The 16,910-nt window shown below is 33.5% G+C and carries 16 protein-coding genes; 5 read left to right on the top strand and 11 right to left on the bottom strand.

Going from position 1 to position 16,910, the window contains the following annotated elements; translation table 11 throughout:
* From mutL to ACFQ1Q_RS09510, 4 genes are read left to right on the top strand one after another with little or no spacing between them, the layout of a single operon-like run.
* The gene (gene mutL / locus ACFQ1Q_RS09495) at positions 1–1,851 is read left to right on the top strand and encodes a DNA mismatch repair endonuclease MutL (RefSeq protein WP_386130466.1); all 1,851 of its coding nucleotides are present in this window, start codon (positions 1–3) and stop codon (positions 1,849–1,851) included.
* Between the two features lie 6 nt (positions 1,852–1,857).
* Positions 1,858–2,610 (top strand): rhomboid family intramembrane serine protease, encoded by a 753-nt coding sequence (locus ACFQ1Q_RS09500; protein WP_386130469.1) that lies wholly within the window; start codon positions 1,858–1,860, stop codon positions 2,608–2,610.
* A 2-nt stretch (positions 2,611–2,612) separates the two neighbouring features.
* Positions 2,613–3,482 (top strand): rhomboid family intramembrane serine protease, encoded by an 870-nt coding sequence (locus ACFQ1Q_RS09505; RefSeq protein WP_386130472.1) that lies wholly within the window; start codon positions 2,613–2,615, stop codon positions 3,480–3,482.
* 6 nt (positions 3,483–3,488) lie between these two features.
* Positions 3,489–4,502, top strand: a complete 1,014-nt coding sequence (locus tag ACFQ1Q_RS09510; protein WP_386130475.1) for an endonuclease/exonuclease/phosphatase family protein — start codon at positions 3,489–3,491, stop codon at positions 4,500–4,502.
* A 63-nt stretch (positions 4,503–4,565) separates the two neighbouring features.
* On the opposite strand, the gene ACFQ1Q_RS09515 is transcribed toward ACFQ1Q_RS09510, so the two are convergent.
* From ACFQ1Q_RS09515 to ACFQ1Q_RS09545, 7 genes are all read right to left on the bottom strand, one after another.
* Entirely contained in the window at positions 4,566–4,883 is a 318-nt protein-coding gene (locus tag ACFQ1Q_RS09515) for a DUF6122 family protein (RefSeq protein ID WP_386130478.1), read from the bottom strand.
* Positions 4,880–5,542 carry a WbqC family protein gene (locus tag ACFQ1Q_RS09520; protein ID WP_386130480.1) on the bottom strand — a complete coding sequence of 221 codons (663 nt, stop codon included), beginning with the start codon at positions 5,540–5,542 and terminating at the stop codon, positions 4,880–4,882. The genes ACFQ1Q_RS09515 and ACFQ1Q_RS09520 overlap by 4 nt, the downstream gene beginning before the upstream one ends.
* Before the next feature lie 52 nt (positions 5,543–5,594).
* The gene (gene lepB, locus ACFQ1Q_RS09525) at positions 5,595–7,238 is read right to left on the bottom strand and encodes a signal peptidase I (RefSeq protein WP_386130483.1); all 1,644 of its coding nucleotides are present in this window, start codon (positions 7,236–7,238) and stop codon (positions 5,595–5,597) included.
* A gap of 63 nt (positions 7,239–7,301) precedes the next feature.
* The gene (gene dapB, locus ACFQ1Q_RS09530) at positions 7,302–8,003 is read right to left on the bottom strand and encodes a 4-hydroxy-tetrahydrodipicolinate reductase (protein ID WP_386130486.1); all 702 of its coding nucleotides are present in this window, start codon (positions 8,001–8,003) and stop codon (positions 7,302–7,304) included.
* 11 nt (positions 8,004–8,014) lie between these two features.
* Positions 8,015–8,617 carry a DUF5683 domain-containing protein gene (locus ACFQ1Q_RS09535; RefSeq protein ID WP_386130489.1) on the bottom strand — a complete coding sequence of 201 codons (603 nt, stop codon included), beginning with the start codon at positions 8,615–8,617 and terminating at the stop codon, positions 8,015–8,017.
* Entirely contained in the window at positions 8,607–9,509 is a 903-nt protein-coding gene (locus ACFQ1Q_RS09540; RefSeq protein WP_386130492.1) for a ParB/RepB/Spo0J family partition protein, read from the bottom strand. The genes ACFQ1Q_RS09535 and ACFQ1Q_RS09540 overlap by 11 nt, the downstream gene beginning before the upstream one ends.
* The gene (locus tag ACFQ1Q_RS09545) at positions 9,509–10,273 is read right to left on the bottom strand and encodes a ParA family protein (protein ID WP_386130495.1); all 765 of its coding nucleotides are present in this window, start codon (positions 10,271–10,273) and stop codon (positions 9,509–9,511) included. The genes ACFQ1Q_RS09540 and ACFQ1Q_RS09545 overlap by 1 nt, the downstream gene beginning before the upstream one ends.
* A 174-nt stretch (positions 10,274–10,447) precedes the next feature.
* Between ACFQ1Q_RS09545 and ACFQ1Q_RS09550 the strand changes: the two genes are divergently transcribed.
* Positions 10,448–11,878: a CotH kinase family protein gene (locus ACFQ1Q_RS09550; protein WP_386130498.1), complete on the top strand. Its 1,431-nt coding sequence runs from the start codon at positions 10,448–10,450 to the stop codon at positions 11,876–11,878.
* Here ACFQ1Q_RS09550 and ACFQ1Q_RS09555 read toward each other — a convergent pair.
* From ACFQ1Q_RS09555 to ACFQ1Q_RS09570, 4 genes are read right to left on the bottom strand one after another with little or no spacing between them, the layout of a single operon-like run.
* Positions 11,875–13,080 (bottom strand): metallophosphoesterase, encoded by a 1,206-nt coding sequence (locus tag ACFQ1Q_RS09555; protein WP_386130500.1) that lies wholly within the window; start codon positions 13,078–13,080, stop codon positions 11,875–11,877. The two genes, ACFQ1Q_RS09550 and ACFQ1Q_RS09555, sit on opposite strands and share 4 nt — an antisense overlap.
* A gap of 29 nt (positions 13,081–13,109) precedes the next feature.
* Positions 13,110–14,087, bottom strand: coding sequence for a hypothetical protein (locus tag ACFQ1Q_RS09560; protein ID WP_386130503.1), 978 nt, complete (start codon positions 14,085–14,087; stop codon positions 13,110–13,112).
* Between the two features lie 55 nt (positions 14,088–14,142).
* The gene (gene scpA / locus ACFQ1Q_RS09565; protein WP_386130505.1) at positions 14,143–16,269 is read right to left on the bottom strand and encodes a methylmalonyl-CoA mutase; all 2,127 of its coding nucleotides are present in this window, start codon (positions 16,267–16,269) and stop codon (positions 14,143–14,145) included.
* Positions 16,269–16,910, bottom strand: a complete 642-nt coding sequence (locus tag ACFQ1Q_RS09570; RefSeq protein WP_386130508.1) for a hypothetical protein — start codon at positions 16,908–16,910, stop codon at positions 16,269–16,271. The genes scpA and ACFQ1Q_RS09570 overlap by 1 nt, the downstream gene beginning before the upstream one ends.

Here is a 16,910-nt window from a genome sequence, read left to right on the forward strand (position 1 = left end):
ATGTCAGACATTATTCAACTCTTACCAGACCATGTTGCCAACCAAATTGCAGCTGGTGAAGTAGTGCAACGTCCTGCCTCAGTAGTAAAAGAATTACTAGAAAATTCTATTGATGCTGGTGCTTTAGAAATAAAACTTATTCTTAAAGAAGCTGGTAAAACGCTTGTTCAAGTTATTGATGATGGTAAAGGCATGAGCGTAACTGACGCGCGTTTGTCCTTTGAGCGTCATGCAACCTCAAAGATTAGGTCTGCCGAAGATTTATTTAAGCTTAATACTAAAGGTTTTCGAGGAGAAGCTCTAGCAAGTATTGCCGCAATTGCACATGTTGAACTTAAAACAAAACAAGAAAATGACGAACTCGGAACGTGTATTGTCATTGAAGGTAGCGAAGTGAAATCTCAAAACGTTGTGGTGACACCAAAAGGAACTTCGGTATCTGTAAAAAATCTTTTTTTCAATATTCCAGCAAGGCGAAATTTTTTAAAGTCGAATACTGTAGAGTTACGTCATGTTACTGATGAGTTTCATCGTGTGGCGTTGGCGCATCCTAATATTGCGTTTTCAATGTTTCACAATGGTGGCGAACAATTTAGTTTACCAGCGACCAATTATAGACAACGCGTGGTGAATATTTTTGGAACAAAAACCAACGAAAAGTTAGTGCCTGTTGAAGAAGCTACTGAAGTTTTAACCGTTTCTGGATTTGTAGGTAAACCTGAGTTTTCTAAAAAAACCAAATCCGAACAATTCTTTTTTGTAAATAATCGTTTTGTAAAAAGTCCGTATTTAAATCATGCTATAAATGCTGCGTTTGAAGGTTTATTAAAAGATGGCTATCATCCGACATATTTTTTAAATCTTACGGTCGACCCACAAACGATTGATATTAATATTCATCCTACAAAAACTGAAATAAAATTTGATGATGAGCATACGCTTTACGCCATATTACGCTCTTCGGTTAAGCATAGCTTAGGGCAATTTAACATTGCACCTGTTTTAGATTTTGATAGTGATGCCAACTTAGATACTCCCTATAATTATAAAAACAAATCAGGCAAAACACCGACAATAACAGTTGATAGTTCCTTTAATCCATTTGCTTCTAGCGGTGCAGCTCCGCAAAAACAAAATTATAATCGACAATTAAAAACTCAAGCACACTGGGAAAGTTTGTATGTAGGTTTAGAATCCAAGTCAAATGACGCGCTAAATAACTTTGATGAAGTAACATTTGAAAGTGAAGCTAAAACGGAATCAATATTTAAATCGAGCGAAGTTTCACCAGAAAAAACCACATATCAATTACGACAAAAATACATTGTGAGCACCATAAAATCTGGTATGTTAATTATAGACCAAAATCGTGCGCACCAACGTATATTGTATGAAAATTTACTCAAACAGCTAACGTCTAAAGAAGCAACAACCCAACAATTGTTGTTTCCTTTAAATATTAGTTTTTCTACTTCGGATATTGCAATTATCAAGCAGTTACAATCCGATTTGGAGTTTGCAGGTTTTCAATTTTCTGATGTAAAAGATGAAAGTGTTATAATTACTGGTGTCCCTGTTGGTGTACCAGAAAGTGAAGTTACGATTGTGTTAGAGCAATTGATTAGTGATGTGGAAAATGATGTACCAGACCAAAACTTTAGCGCTTCAGATTTATTAGCAAAATCAATGGCAAAAAGCTTGTCGATTAAAACAGGACAATCGTTAAATGCAGATGAGCAAGAGCATATTTTAAATAGTTTGTTTGCTTGTAAAGAACCATCAGTATCACCAACAAATAAAACCACTTTTATAACTTTGGGTGTTGATGATATTGAAAAGAAATTTATGTAACCAATTATGAGATTAGGAATAACAGACGCAGTAAAGCATATTTTAATAGTCAATGTTTTGATGTTTATTGGGACAGTAAGCATCGGCAATGGACGTTTATTTTACGAGTGGTTTGCATTATTTTTTCCTCAAAATCCCTCGTTTCAACCTTGGCAAATTTTGACGCACATGTTTATGCATGGAGATATTGGACATTTATTTTTTAACATGTTTGCCTTATGGATGTTTGGTACAGCCGTAGAGCGCCAAATAGGGCAGAAGCGGTTTTTATTCATATATTTTTCTGCAGGATTAGGAGCTGTTTTGTTTCAACTTGGTTACTATTACTTTAATTACTTACCAGATTATAATAGTTTAGTTTCTTCCGGCGTATCGCCAGAATTAATTTATCAAATGTTTGAAGCTAATAGAATCGCTGATGGATTAAATGCCGAACAGATTAGTCAAATTAGAAATATGGGTTCAATTATGGATGCAAGAATGGTCGGTGCATCTGGTTGTATTATGGGTGTTTTGGCAGCTTTTGGTATGATGAATCCAAATGCGGAGTTGATGCTTATTTTTTTACCAATTCCTATAAAAGCCAAGTACTTTATACCTGGAATTATTTTATTAGATATCATTTCTGCTGTAACTGGTCAATCATTTTTTAGTCCGAGTAATACAGCATACATGGCACATGTTGGTGGTGCAGTTATTGGATTCTTGATTATGTGGTATTGGAAAAAGAATAGTATGGATAAATACCGTTGGAATTAGACATGAGCATCTTTCAAGATTTAAAATACAAGTACAATAATTTAAGTGCCTTTGGTAAAATCATTGCCATAAACGTAATTGTTTTTGTGGTTTGCTTGCTGCTTTGGGTTTCGAAATTAGGTTGGTTACAAAATTATTTTGTTTTGCCTTCAGACTTTCTTGATTTTATTATACAACCTTGGTCAATAATTACCTACAGCTTTATACATGCGGATTTTATGCATATTATATTTAATATGCTATTTCTTTTTTACTTGTCAAGAGTCTTAGTAAATCTCTTTCGCCCTAAAATGGTTCTTAATATTTATTTTCTAGGTATAATCGTTGGTGGTGTTTTATATATGAGTGTTGCAAGTTTATGGCCAACTAACTTTTTTGGTGCTGGTGGTAACTTACGAGGAGCATCGGCTGGTGTTGCTGCACTATTGGTTTTTGTCGCTGTTTACATGCCAGATTCTCAAATTAGACCATTTAATTTATTTAATATACAGTGGAAATACGTGGCGCTAATATTTGTAAGTTTAGATGTTATCCGTATGCTTTTAGGTTTTAATTCTGGCGGTTACGTGTCTCATATTGGAGGATATATTTTAGGCTATTTTTATGCGAAAAAATTAATGGAAGGAAAAGATATTGGTAGCGGGTTTGAAAAAATAGCCGATAAATTTGTAGCCATTTTTAAACCAAAATCTAATTTAAAAACGGTACATCGTACTAAAAGAACTTCAAGTTCAAAATCAAAACCAAAAACGACAACTAACATTTCAAATAATCAGAAACAAATAGACGCTATACTCGACAAAATTAGTAAAAGTGGTTACGAAAGCTTAACAGCAAAAGAAAAAGAATTTCTTTTTAAACAAGGCAAATAAGTGTAAATGAAAGGCCTAAAGTTTTTACCTAAACTTATATTTTTAGTCAACTCGTTGGCAGCTTTCTTATTGCTTATTGCTTACATTTTACCTTATATACCGCCAAAAACATTTTCGTTATTATCTGTTTTAAGTTTGGCAGTTCCAGGACTTATTGTTTTAAATATCATCTTTTTTCTGTATTGGTTATTCAATGTTAAAAAGCAGATGATTTTATCGCTTGTTGTTTTAATTTTAGGCTTCAATTACATCATTTCTATCTATAAATTTACGGGTTCAAAATCCAAAGACGATGCGGGCAACTTCTCAGTAATGAGTTATAATGTTCGTTTGTTTAACCGTTACGATTGGTTACCAGAAACTGATGTTGATTCAAAGATAAAAGACTTCATTACCAAAGAGAATCCATCGATTGTTAGTTTTCAAGAATATAGAGTGATGCCCAATTTTAGATTGAAAGGTTATCACAAATATGAGTATTTGTCAGGCAGAAAGCTAAAAACGGGTCAGGCAATTTTTTCAAAATTTCCTATAATCAATTCGGGTTCAATCTCGTTTCCAAATACATCAAATAATGCCATTTATGTAGATGTCGCAAAAAAGAATGATACCATCAGAATTTACAATTTGCATTTGCAATCATCTCGTGTTAGCACAAAAGTGAGTGACTTACAAAAAGAAGGTTCTGAAGAACTGACCAAGCGTATTGGTAACGTGTTTCAGATGCAACAGTCACAAGCAGAACTGGTATTAGGGCACATGAAAAAATGTCCTTATAAAGTTATAATTACTGGCGATTTTAATAATACAGCCTACTCTTATATCTACGGAAAGCTAAAAGGTAATTTTAAAGACGCATTTAATGTAGCAGGTAATGGTTTTGGAAAAACACTTAGTTATAATGGTATTCCGCTACGTATTGATTTTATTTTGGTTGATACAGAATTTGATGTCAACGGTTTTAAAAATTACAGTATCAAATTATCGGACCATTATCCTATCAAAGCTACACTAAAATAGCATTTTTAAATATTAATCCATTCAGGCAGTCGAATGTCTAAAAAGTTGCAGTGGCACAAAGTTTTAACTTAGAATAAAAGCGCAATCCACAGCATCAGCTATAATATGAATTATTAAACCGACACCAAATATCCTTGTCGGTTTTAAAACAGCTAAAATCATATACAAAATCATTGCGTAATAGGTGTGCAACGGATGAAAATTGATACTGCAACGGTTAGGGTCAAAAAGAGGATTGGCCAATAAATGGTCTAAATCTATGACAAAAGTTGAAAGCATAATTACATAAGCTATTTTCCACTTTTTTTTAAAAAATAAAAGAGAAACAATTAGCGGCACAATAAAATGAATGCCGTAATGCGTTAAACTTTGTACTGTCATAATTTCTCTTTTTGGCTAGTCAAATAATTCATAGCATTTGGACCTTCATTAAAAAGGACGTCTAAAACACTTAAATTGCTTAAAAAGCCGTGTTTTTCTGTAAATACTTGGGTATAATTATCAAAGCTAAATTCTGAAGCAATTTTAGCATTTGCCAAGCTTCTAAAATCATTGTCGGCTTCTTTAGGATGAATAAATTCTTCTGTAAGTGTAAATGGAATTGCAATTTCTAAACAATCTGAAAGCAGTTCAAAACACTTCAAATTAACATCTAAAAGAAAGTCGAATTCTTCAATAAAAAGTGGCATTAAATCATCGATATAAAACTCGTAAAATGGCGACATTTTATAGGCTGAATCTAATGATTTTAAGTGTTGAGATTGCCAATTTTCAGTTTTTGAAATTCGCACATCTTTGTATTGTTGACGATTCTTTTGTGTGTAAGAAACAGGAACAGTTAAAGCTAATTTTCCGTTGGCGCCATATATTTCAGTACGATTTCTAAACGTTTGTTTTTGGTAATTGTCACAAACCTCAAACACCAATTTAGTCTCAGAAACTATTGCCGAAATATGTGCAATGTTTGGAAAGTAAGTCGGGTGAATTAGTGACATTGTAATGGTTATGTCTATCTGTTCAAGCGCAGTCGAGAACTTCAAGACGATTTGATTTAAAATAGGTTTTGACTGCTCTCGACCGAACAATCATTTATTAATTCTTTTTAGATTCTGCCTTTTTCTTCTTTCGCCATCTATTAAAAAATGTTAGACCAAAAACTAATACTAAAAAAGGAATTAAATAGCTAGTGCGTTCGCCTTCACCATTAACTGTGGTGAAAACGCGATTCCATCGAATGCTCCAATTTTTTAGACCGTCATTGATACCATCAATACTCATCCAAATAAATACAGGCTTCCCAATAACATGGTCAAATGGAACAAATCCCCAAGCTCTTGCGTCAATAGAGTTGTGGCGATTGTCACCCATCATCCAATAGTAATCTTTTTCAAACGTGTAAGAATCTACAACCTTACCATCTAAAATCACTTCGTTACCACGAGCAAAAACTTTATGACCTTCGTATTCTTGAATTAAACGGCTGTATATCGGTAAATTCTGCACGGTAAGTTTCGTTGAAGTACCAGCCTTTGGAATGTAAAGTGGACCAAAAAAATCTCTGTTCCAAGAATAGTTTGGGTCACGCGGAAAAATGTCTGGTCTTCCGTAATCATCACGAGAAAATTGACCTTTTGGCTTAATATACCTTTCAACAGATAATACCTCAGGATGATTTTTAAAAGCTTCAATAGCTTTGTCTGATGCAGCAGCTAATCGATAAGTATCATCATTAACTCTGTACATACCATCATCGATATCCGCGCGGTCGAGCACTTTTAAAATACGATTTACATCAGCTTGTGATGCCATTGGATTTTTTAGTTTTACATCGTAAGAAAACTGCAATTCTGCTCTATCAGGTAATTCATTTTTCTTACCATTTATATACACATAACCTTCCTTAATTTCCAACGTATCACCAGCAATAGCAACACAACGTTTTACCAAGTTGGTTTTTTTATCAATAGGTTTGTAGTAGGTGCGGTCTGGTCTAAAATCGTTCATGTCCCGCAACGTATCGGCTGGTTGCCCAAATACGACGTAGTCATTTCTTTCAATTTTATCAAAACCAGGAATCCTTAGGTAAGGTAGCTGTAGTTTATTTTGCCAAGCAGTATTGCGTTTTTCGTAATTATCATTGTATAAATAAGATTTTACTCCAACAACAGGAATAGTGTCGTGCACCATTGGCAAAGCCACTGTGGTCATTGGTACTCTTGGGCCATAATGCACTTTACTTACCACTAAAAAATCACCAACCAATAAGGATTTTTCCAAAGATGATGATGGAATAACAAAAGGCTGAAAGAAATACGTATGCACGATTGTTGCTGCGACAATTGCAAATAGGATAGAGGTAATCCATTCGCCAGTCGTAGTTTTAGGCTTCACGTTTCGGTTTTCTATAAATTGAACATTTGCAGCGTAGTTTAGGTAATACAAGTAAAACCCTAAAGTAACTATACACAATAATGCGTCAATTTTACTGTCTTTGCCAAAAGCTCTTGCGGTTTCTACCCAAACAGCAGGAATCATAATTAGGTTAACTATTGGCAAAAATATAAGGATAACCCACCACCAAGGACGTGAAATAACTTTCATTAAAATCACAGCATTGTAAACAGGGATAAACGCTTCCCAAGTTTGCCTGCCAGCTTTAACGTATAGTTTCCATGTACCAAGTCCGTGAATAACTTGTAATATCAGAAAAAAGATTAACCACTCTGTCCAGTTCATATTTTATGTTTTGTTCTACAGTTGGTAGAAAAGTATTATAAATTGTTTCAAATTTTTTGCAAATTAACCAATATTTAAGACGTCTTTCATATTAAAAACACCTTTTTTATTGGCAATCCATTCCGCAGCAATAACAGCACCAAGCGCAAAACCTTCACGATTGTGAGCGGTGTGTTTTATTTCTATACTATCTACTTCAGAATCGTAATTTACAATATGTGTTCCTGGGACATCAACTATTCGTTTGGCTTCAATTTTAACGGTATCAGCGTTGGTTTTATCCATTGCCCAATTAGTAAATTTTGAATTTTGAATAATATCTTCTGCTAAGGAAATTGCTGTTCCGCTTGGCGCGTCTAGTTTTTTGGTATGATGAATTTCTTCAATATTCAATTTGTAGTCAGAATAGTTTCCAATCAATTTTGCTAAAACGCGATTAACTTCAAAAAAGATATTGACACCCAAACTAAAGTTGGATGCATATAAAAAAGCACCCTTTTTTTCGTTGCAATAAGACACTATATCTTCATAGCTCTCAAGCCAACCAGTTGTTCCGGATATTACGGGAACTTTAGCATCAATTGATGCTTTGATATTAGAAACTGCTGTTGAAGGCAAGCTAAAGTCTATGGCTACGTCTGTATCAGAAAAATTAAGCGAAGTGGTTTTGCTATCTGCTTTTATTGAAATGGAATGACCGCGTTCTATAGCAACGCGTTCAATTATTTTTCCCATTCTGCCATAACCGAGTAAAGCTATTTTCATAAGCAAAATATCTAAAATTTAAAATTTACGGTGACACCTAAATCCGAGGAGTTTTCCATTGGATTGTATTGAAAATGAGGTCTCATGGCAAGATTTTCGTCTACGTTAAATTGTAATAAATGCGCATCTACATTGGCGTCTATAATATTTAAGATGTAGATGCCAGCTGTAATAAGCATAGCAATGTCTCTATTACGGCGAAACTGGCGTTGTGCTCTTATTAAGCCATCATCAGAAATTGCTGGTGTTGCGCCAGTTCCATAAAATTCGTCATCTGTAAAGCCAGCTAAACGTCTTTTAAAAGCGTCACGGTAACGGTTGTATTGGTCGTTGTTAAAGTCATAAACCACAATACCTGTTGTTATGGCACCTATAACAATAGGGATTTTCCAATATTTTTTATTGTAGGCTTGTCCTAAACCTGGTAAGATTGCAGAATAAAACGCTGCTTTTGATGGACGCAATGGGTCTATCTCACGTTGTTTTGTAAGTGCTTGTTCGATTTTTAGCTCATCAATTGTAGTATCTGTAATCGTATCGCTTTCAACTTGCGAAAATCCACAGACCGAAACAATAACAAAGAGAAAAAATAAGATAGGTTGCTTATTTAGCACTTTTTACGAGTTTTATAATGCGATTAAAATCTTCTTCAGAATGAAAAGGAATTGAAATTTTTCCGCTTCCGTTCTTTGCTACTTTAACGTCTATTTTATGCCCAAAGTATTCCGAAAATTCTTTAATTCCTTTTTTTATTGGCTTCGGAATGGCAACTGTTTCTGTTTTTGAATTAGAATCTGAAGGATTATTTAAATTTTTAACCAAAGCTTCAGTAGCACGAACAGATAACTTATTAGTGATGATTTTTTCGTAAACTTCGAGTTGGTCAACTTGACTTTCAATATTTATCATTGCACGTCCATGTCCCATGGTTATAAAACCATCTCGCATTCCAGTTTGTATAATTGGGTCTAATTTTAATAAACGTAAATAGTTGGCAATTGTTGAGCGTTTTTTACCAACACGCTCACTCATTTGCTCTTGCGTTAATTGAATTTCATCTATTAAACGCTGGTATGATAATGCAATTTCTATTGGGTCTAAATCATGGCGTTGAATATTTTCAACAAGTGCCATTTCTAATGATTCTTGGTCATTAGCTATACGAATGTATGCAGGTATGGTGGCGTTTCCTATAAGTTTAGATGCTCTAAAACGACGCTCACCAGAAATAAGTTGGTATTTGTTAAAGGCTAATTTTCTAACAGTAATTGGTTGAATAACTCCTAACTCTCTAATAGATGAAGCTAATTCTCTGAGGGTTTCTTCATTGAAATTGGTACGTGGCTGAAACGGATTAATCTCTATATCCTCAACATCTAACTCCACAATATTACCAACAACTTTATCGGCATTTTTGTCTGAAGCAGAATTTATATCATTTTCTGGGTCTTTAAGTAATGCTGAAAGTCCTCGTCCTAAAGCCTGTTTTTTAGTTGCCTTCGCCATTATAAATTCTTTTTAATTATTTCTTTTGCCAAATTAAGATAATTGGCGGCACCTCGACTGCTAACGTCATAATTAATGATGCTTTCGCCGTAACTTGGTGCTTCGCTTAAACGCACATTTCTTTGAATAATTGTATCAAAAACCATATCACTAAAATGTTTTTGTACTTCTTCAACCACTTGGTTAGATAATCGTAATCTAGAATCAAACATAGTTAATAACATACCTTCGATATCTAAATTTTTGTTGTGTATTTTTTGAACACTTTTAATAGTGTTTAGCAATTTTCCTAAGCCTTCGAGGGCAAAATATTCGCATTGAATAGGTATAATTACAGAATCTGCAGCAGTAAGTGCATTTAACGTAAGTAGGCCTAGTGATGGCGCACAATCCATAATTATATAATCGTAGTCTTCCTTAACGTTTTCCAATGCTTTCTTTAGCATGTATTCACGTTCATCTTTATCCACAAGTTCTATCTCAATGGCTACTAAATCTATGTGCGCTGGAATTATATCAACGTTTGGTGCATTAGAAGTTACAATGGCTTCTTTGGCAGTTTTTGTATGTTCTAAAACTTGATAAGAACCAATTTCAACGGCGTCTACATCAATGCCTAAACCTGAGCTTGCGTTAGCTTGTGGGTCTACATCTATCAATAATATTTTTTTCTCTAAAACACCGAGAGAAGCGGCTAAATTTACAGAAGTTGTTGTTTTACCAACGCCTCCTTTTTGGTTTGCTATGGCTATGATTTTACCCATTAATCGATTTGGTTTTCTTAGGGTTTAAAAATACAATTATTTGTGGGTTTTAGAAATTGAAGTTGTCAACATTGCCTTAAATTTTTATTATGGCTTTATTATTGATTGATTAAGAATAATATTGATTTATAAGTTTTAAATTTACACCTATTTACAAGATTAATTATGAGAGAAATGAAACATACAATTGCATTAATTTTTCTTTTATTTTTTGTTAGTACATCATGTTCTCAAGATATCATAGCAGAAAAAGGTAGCTATGGTATAGATATAGAGCGTAAAATTATTGTTTGGCATCAAACAAATTTAGCTTCTCAAAACGTAAAATCTATAACTTTTGATAAGACTTATGTTTTCGATAAAAAGGGTGAAAAGCTCACACATAATAATGCGATTTCAGTAAAAGCTGATACTAAATATAAATTATACATTACCAAATTACCAATCATTCATATTTCAATGAATGACGCTCAGATTAATAGTCGCAAAAAAATTGAAGGAAAATTCAGCTATTACGATGACAAGCAGTTTGTGGAATCTGTAATGGGTGTGAGACATCGTGGCAATCTTTCGTTATCATTTGATAAAAAATCTTTTGATTTAGAACTTTGGAAAGACGCCACAACTCAGGAGAGTGTAGATGCTCAGTTTTTACATATGCGTTCTGATGACGATTGGATTTTAGATGCCATGTTTAATGAGCCAATCCGTCTGCGTTCTTTTGTAGCAACTAATCTTTGGAACGAAACCCATAAACCCTATTATTTAGGTAAAGAACCCGAAGCAAAAAGTGGTTTTGATGTGGCTTATGTAGAAGTTTTTAAAAACAACAAATACTACGGGTTGTATCAGTTGATGGAGTCTGTTGATAGAAAACAATTACAAGTTAAAAAGAATAAAGGCGATACCATCAGAGGTAGAATTTATAGAGCAAATTCTTATGAAGGTGGACCAGATTTTTCAAAAGCGTCACCAGAATACGATAATGTATTTAAAAGCTGGATTGGTTGGGAATCTAATTATCCTTTTATTGATTATACTTCAGACTTTGGTGACTTATCAAGGTTTCAAAATTTAGTTGTTAATTCTAGCAATGAAGATTTTAAAACTAAAATTTCAGAAGAATTTGTGTTAGATAATGCCATTGATTATTACATTTTTGTAAATATTATTAGAGCTACAGATAATTTGGGTAAAAATTATTCACTTGCAAAATATGATGCTAACCAACCTTATTTTATTGTGCCGTGGGATTTGGATGGTACTTTTGGGGTTATTCAAGATGGAAAACGTATTGCTACCACAGATGATGTTTTAACCAACGGATTGTTTAAAAGGCTAATTGCTCAAAATCCTCAAGGTTACAAAGGAAAGCTTAAAACACGTTGGAAAGAACTACGAGGTACTGTTTATAATGATAGAAACCTATTTTCTAAAATTGATGCCATTTATAATTCTTTTACGGATGAATTGGTATATGAGCGCGAATTTTTAGTTTGGCAAAATAAGTTGAACGAATTGTCTAATGCAGAACATTACGCCTATCTTGAAGATTGGTTAAAAAAGCGTTTAGCGTATTTAGATAGATATTTTGAAGGACTTTAGTCTTTGTTTAAAGCTTTAATTTTATTGGTGTCGTCAATAATAAACTCTTCACAGTTTTCAATTAGTAAACCATAAGTTTTACCAGAAAACATTTGCTGCCCATGATGCACATCAATATTAATTAATTTACCCTCATATTTAGAAGAAATACTATCAACTGGAGTATGACCAATAATTATTTTTTTAGCTTTAAACTCCTCTAAAATTTCGTCTAATTCTTGAGATTTAAGCTTTTCTCTGGCTAAACCTCGATACCAAAACGGCCCATCTGAACTGTATAAAAACCGTTCAGTTTTATCTTCAATTTTAACTAAATTGTTATAGTTTTTTCGAACCAACTTATTAATGTCTTTGATGTTTAAATCGTATTTTAAAATATCTGGACTCAAGCCAGCGTGTGTAAAAATATAGTCTCCTATTTTTTCAATCACATTTTTTGTAGCAAGCCATTTTCCAATTTCAGAATTTTCAGAATATAAAAATCGCAAAGCTTCTTCGTTATTGTTTTTATTGCTAATGACTTGCGCTGCTTTAATATACTTTCCGTTGTTATACCTGTAATCACCGTAAAAGTTTAGTATTTCGTGGTTTCCTAAAATAAAGTGGACTTGACCATTTTGTGCTTTTGCCTGTTGGTCTAATTTATAGATAAGCCACAAAACTTGCGTTACATTTTTACCTCTATCTACAAAGTCTCCGTTTAAAACCAAATGCCCTTCACCAAAAATCCAATCGTAATTTTTATCTATTATTTTGTTTGAATACAGAAAGCTGGAAAAAGCGTTAAAATTACCTTCTATATCAGAAATTGCCACAATTTTTTCAGGAAGTTCGTATTCTGAATCTGGAATATCATATCCTGATGCAAGACTTACAAAAAATTCTGTTTTATTTAAATTTGAAACTTCTACTGGTATTGAATCTTTATCAAAAACGGTTGTAATTTTTAGATGGTTGGCTTCATCTACCACATAAAGTAAACTATCGTTAATGATAAACGGTCCATCATTTCCATTAAATTCTATAAGTGTATTTTTCTTTTTTTTATTGATTATCGCTTCCTTTTTTAGAATAGTATCCGATTTTATAGATTTAATTAAGCTTGCTTTTTGAGCAAAAGCAGATGAATTTATCACAGCAAAAATTATTAGGATTGCAAATCCCTTAATTCTATTCGGATATATGATAATTCTTTTTTTCATTTTTAGGTAAGACGCCTACAATATTTTAATCAAAATTTGTACCCAATATTGAGATTGAGACTGTTAAATTTTGAATTGATTGCTGTTGTATCGTCAATAACAACATTAAACTTATAATCAGGGTAATAATTTAAGCTTAATTCAAAATCATCAAAGAGTTCTGTACCCAAATGAAAACCGTAAATAACTTTTACATCTGTACCATCAATTTTTGAAAAATCAACTCCTGAATCGTCTGTGTAATCGTAATTTAAGATTGCTGCGCCAATTGAAGCACCAATAAAAGGATTTAGTTTTGTGATTGACTTATTTAAATAATATTTAGGTGCAACAGTTACAAAGAGCGAAGAAATATCGCTTTTAAAATTACCAAAATCGTAAGTTGAGTTAAAATTATATTGCAAAGAGAAATCATAAAAGAGACGACCAGTTAAACTAATTAAATGTTTTGGTGAAATATTTGCACTTGCGTAAATACTAATTCCACCTTTGTTGCTAGCTAATGAGCGATTGCCATTTAACCTAAAATTTAGTTCCTGATTGTAATAACCCGCACCAAAATCGTAATTAACTATACTTTTTTGGTTAGCATATGATTGGTTTATTTTTTCTCGTGTTGAAAGTTCGTAATCCTCAGTATAACTTTCACAGTTTTTATACATTTCTATTAAAGCTAAAATTCGACCTTCTGACAAATCGCTTTTTGAAGCTTTACTTCTTACAGAAACACAGTCACTAAATATAACTAAGAGCTTGCCTCGATTTTTACCATTTGTTGGCGGATAAGAAAGATTGTCTAGAGATACTAATTCTGTTGTATTCTTTTTATTCTCAATATAATATCTGTTGGTTTCTTTTGTTTTATAGAAACCAATTGGAGATTCAGATAAAATAAAAACTTCTATGTTTTTGCCCTCAATTTCTATTGTTGCTGTTTGATAAGACTGTGCAGAAACTATTACGGTAGAGAAAAACAATAACAATAATAAATGGATTTTATAATTCATAACTTTTCTTTTTAAGTAAAGTTACGCATTAAAGTTTTAATTAGAATAACAGAATTTAATCAATTAAAATCTCCAAAATTTGTATAGCCGCATCACTAATTTTAGTTCCTGGTCCAAAAACAGCGACGGCACCAGCATCAAACAAAAATTGGTAATCTTGTTTTGGTATTACACCACCAACTATTACCATAATATCATCTCTTCCGTAAGCTTTTAATTCTTCTATAACTTGAGGGACAAGTGTTTTGTGGCCAGCCGCTAAAGACGACACGCCTAAAATATGCACGTCATTTTCTACGGCTTGTTTGGCTGCCTCTTTTGGTGTTTGAAACAATGGACCAATATCGACATCAAAACCAACATCTGCATAACCAGTTGCAACAACTTTTGCGCCTCGGTCATGACCATCTTGTCCCATTTTGGCAATCATTATACGAGGACGACGCCCGTCTTGAGCGGCAAATGTATCTGCTAATTCACGGGCTTTTTTAAAGCTTTTATCGTCTTTTATTTCCTTACTATACACACCTGAAAATGATTTTATTTGTGCTTTATAACGTCCAAATTCGGCTTCAAGTGCATCACTAATTTCGCCTAATGTTGCACGTTTTCTTGCAGCATCTACTGCTAAAGCTAGTAAATTTTCTTCACCTGATTTTGCAGCTTTGGTTAATTTTGCCAAAGTGGCATTAACTTCTTCAGTATTTCGAGATGCTTTAATACTATTCAAGCGTTCGATTTGTTGTAATCTCACGGTTTGGTTATCGACTTCTAAAATATGTAAAGGGTCTTCTTCTTCGAGTCTATATTCGTTTACGCCAACTATAACGTCTTGACCAGAGTCTATTCTGGCTTGTTTGCGAGCGGCGGCTTCTTCAATTCGCAGTTTTGGAATTCCTGCTTCAATTGCTTTTGTCATTCCGCCTAATTCTTCAACTTCCTGAATATGTTGCCAAGCACGTTCAGCAATATCACTTGTTAATTTTTCTACGTAAAAACTTCCTGCCCAAGGGTCAACCGTTTTTGTAATATGTGTTTCTTCTTGTAAATAAATTTGGGTATTTCTAGCTATTCGTGCAGAGAAATCTGTTGGTAATGCAATAGCTTCATCTAAAGAATTTGTATGTAAGCTTTGTGTGCCACCAAACGCGGCAGCTGCCGCTTCAATAGTGGTGCGTGCAACATTATTAAAAGGGTCTTGCTCAGTTAAACTCCAACCAGAAGTTTGGCAATGTGTTCTTAATGCTAAAGATTTTTGATTTTTAGGATTAAATTGCTTTACAAGTTTTGCCCAAAGCATTCTGGCTGCGCGCATCTTTGCAATTTCCATAAAATGGTTCATCCCAATGGCCCAAAAGAAGGATAAGCGAGGTGCAAAGGTATCGATATCCATACCAGCTTCAAGTCCTTTTCGGATGTACTCTAAGCCATCGGCAAGTGTATATGCCAACTCAATATCGCAAGTTGCACCAGCTTCTTGCATATGATACCCTGAAATACTAATACTATTAAATCGTGGCATATTTTTGCTCGTATATTCAAAGATATCTGATATAATTTTCATCGATGGCGTTGGTGGATAGATGTAGGTATTACGCACCATAAATTCCTTCAAAATATCATTTTGAATAGTTCCAGATAATTCTTCTGGTTTTACGCCTTGCTCTTCAGCTGCTACGATGTAGAAAGCCATAATTGGTAAAACCGCTCCATTCATAGTCATTGAAACTGACATTTTATCTAGCGGAATTTGGTCAAATAACATTTTCATGTCTTCAACCGAATCTATAGCTACGCCCGCTTTTCCAACATCACCAACTACACGTTCATGGTCACTGTCATAACCACGATGCGTTGCCAAATCAAAGGCAACCGATAATCCTTTTTGACCTGCAGCTAAATTTCGTCTGTAAAAGGCATTACTTTCTTCAGCAGTCGAAAATCCTGCATACTGTCTAATAGTCCAAGGTCGACGTACATACATTGTAGAATATGGTCCACGGAGATTAGGTGCAATACCAGCTACAAAATTGAGATGTTCTAAATCAGCAATGTCATCCTTTGAGTAAGTTGGTTTTACAGAAATGCCTTCTGCAGTTTCAAAATGGTTTTGCTCTTTAGAAATATTATGTTCTAATGCTTTTTCTTCAAGCGTAATATGTTGTACATCTTTTCGTGTCATTAAAAAATCATTTTTTCAATGTATTTGTCAAAACTATTTTCTGTAGGTGTTATCAGTTTAAGTAATACCGATTTATCATTGGAAGTAATGTAATACGTGTGCTGATAATTTACGGTTTTAGTCTTCTTAAAATCAGCTTTAAAGACAGCTTTAAAAATTTGTGCTCCAGTTATAGATTTAAACTTTGCAGTGACTTTAGTAAACTTTACATCATGTTTTTTAGCTACTTCTTTATTGTTTTGACGAATAATGCCGAGTAGTTTTTGTGCATCTTCTTTTTCAATTTCAGAAAACGGAATGGTGTTTACAAAATAAGTTTCCTCATCAGCTTTGTTATAAAAAATGTAACTGTTTCCGTTAAGGCTTCTCGAATTCTGAAGTTCAGCACGTGCTAAAATTTGCTTGTTTTTATTAGATTTTGAATTTAATATTTCAGAATATTTAGCAAGCGATAATCTCTTAAAATTGTCTGGTAATTGCAGCTGTATACCATCTTCTTCGAGAAAATGTTTAGTGCCAATTGAAGGCGATTGTTCTTGCTTTTCATCGAGTATATTTTCAAGTTTTACATTGTCTTTACAAGACTGTAAACTGATGTAAAAAAATGCTAAAATGAATATACCTATTTTTTTAAATGTCAT

It is taken from the genome of Winogradskyella litorisediminis (assembly GCF_042675765.1).
In the GTDB taxonomy this organism is placed as follows: Bacteria; Bacteroidota; Bacteroidia; order Flavobacteriales; family Flavobacteriaceae; genus Winogradskyella; species Winogradskyella litorisediminis.

Excerpts from the sequence above, each read along its gene's own strand:
- mutL (WP_386130466.1), top strand. The coding sequence starts at position 1 with ATGTCAGACATTATTCAACTCTTACCAGACCATGTTGCCAACCAAATT.
- ACFQ1Q_RS09500 (WP_386130469.1), top strand. The coding sequence starts at position 1,858 with ATGAGATTAGGAATAACAGACGCAGTAAAGCATATTTTAATAGTCAAT.
- ACFQ1Q_RS09505 (WP_386130472.1), top strand. The coding sequence starts at position 2,613 with ATGAGCATCTTTCAAGATTTAAAATACAAGTACAATAATTTAAGTGCC.
- ACFQ1Q_RS09510 (WP_386130475.1), top strand. The coding sequence starts at position 3,489 with ATGAAAGGCCTAAAGTTTTTACCTAAACTTATATTTTTAGTCAACTCG.
- ACFQ1Q_RS09515 (WP_386130478.1), bottom strand. The coding sequence starts at position 4,883 with ATGACAGTACAAAGTTTAACGCATTACGGCATTCATTTTATTGTGCCG.
- lepB (WP_386130483.1), bottom strand. The coding sequence starts at position 7,238 with ATGAACTGGACAGAGTGGTTAATCTTTTTTCTGATATTACAAGTTATT.
- dapB (WP_386130486.1), bottom strand. The coding sequence starts at position 8,003 with ATGAAAATAGCTTTACTCGGTTATGGCAGAATGGGAAAAATAATTGAA.
- ACFQ1Q_RS09540 (WP_386130492.1), bottom strand. The coding sequence starts at position 9,509 with ATGGCGAAGGCAACTAAAAAACAGGCTTTAGGACGAGGACTTTCAGCA.
- ACFQ1Q_RS09545 (WP_386130495.1), bottom strand. The coding sequence starts at position 10,273 with ATGGGTAAAATCATAGCCATAGCAAACCAAAAAGGAGGCGTTGGTAAA.
- ACFQ1Q_RS09550 (WP_386130498.1), top strand. The coding sequence starts at position 10,448 with ATGAAACATACAATTGCATTAATTTTTCTTTTATTTTTTGTTAGTACA.
- ACFQ1Q_RS09555 (WP_386130500.1), bottom strand. The coding sequence starts at position 13,080 with ATGAAAAAAAGAATTATCATATATCCGAATAGAATTAAGGGATTTGCA.
- ACFQ1Q_RS09560 (WP_386130503.1), bottom strand. The coding sequence starts at position 14,087 with ATGAATTATAAAATCCATTTATTATTGTTATTGTTTTTCTCTACCGTA.
- scpA (WP_386130505.1), bottom strand. The coding sequence starts at position 16,269 with ATGACACGAAAAGATGTACAACATATTACGCTTGAAGAAAAAGCATTA.
- ACFQ1Q_RS09570 (WP_386130508.1), bottom strand. The coding sequence starts at position 16,910 with ATGACATTTAAAAAAATAGGTATATTCATTTTAGCATTTTTTTACATC.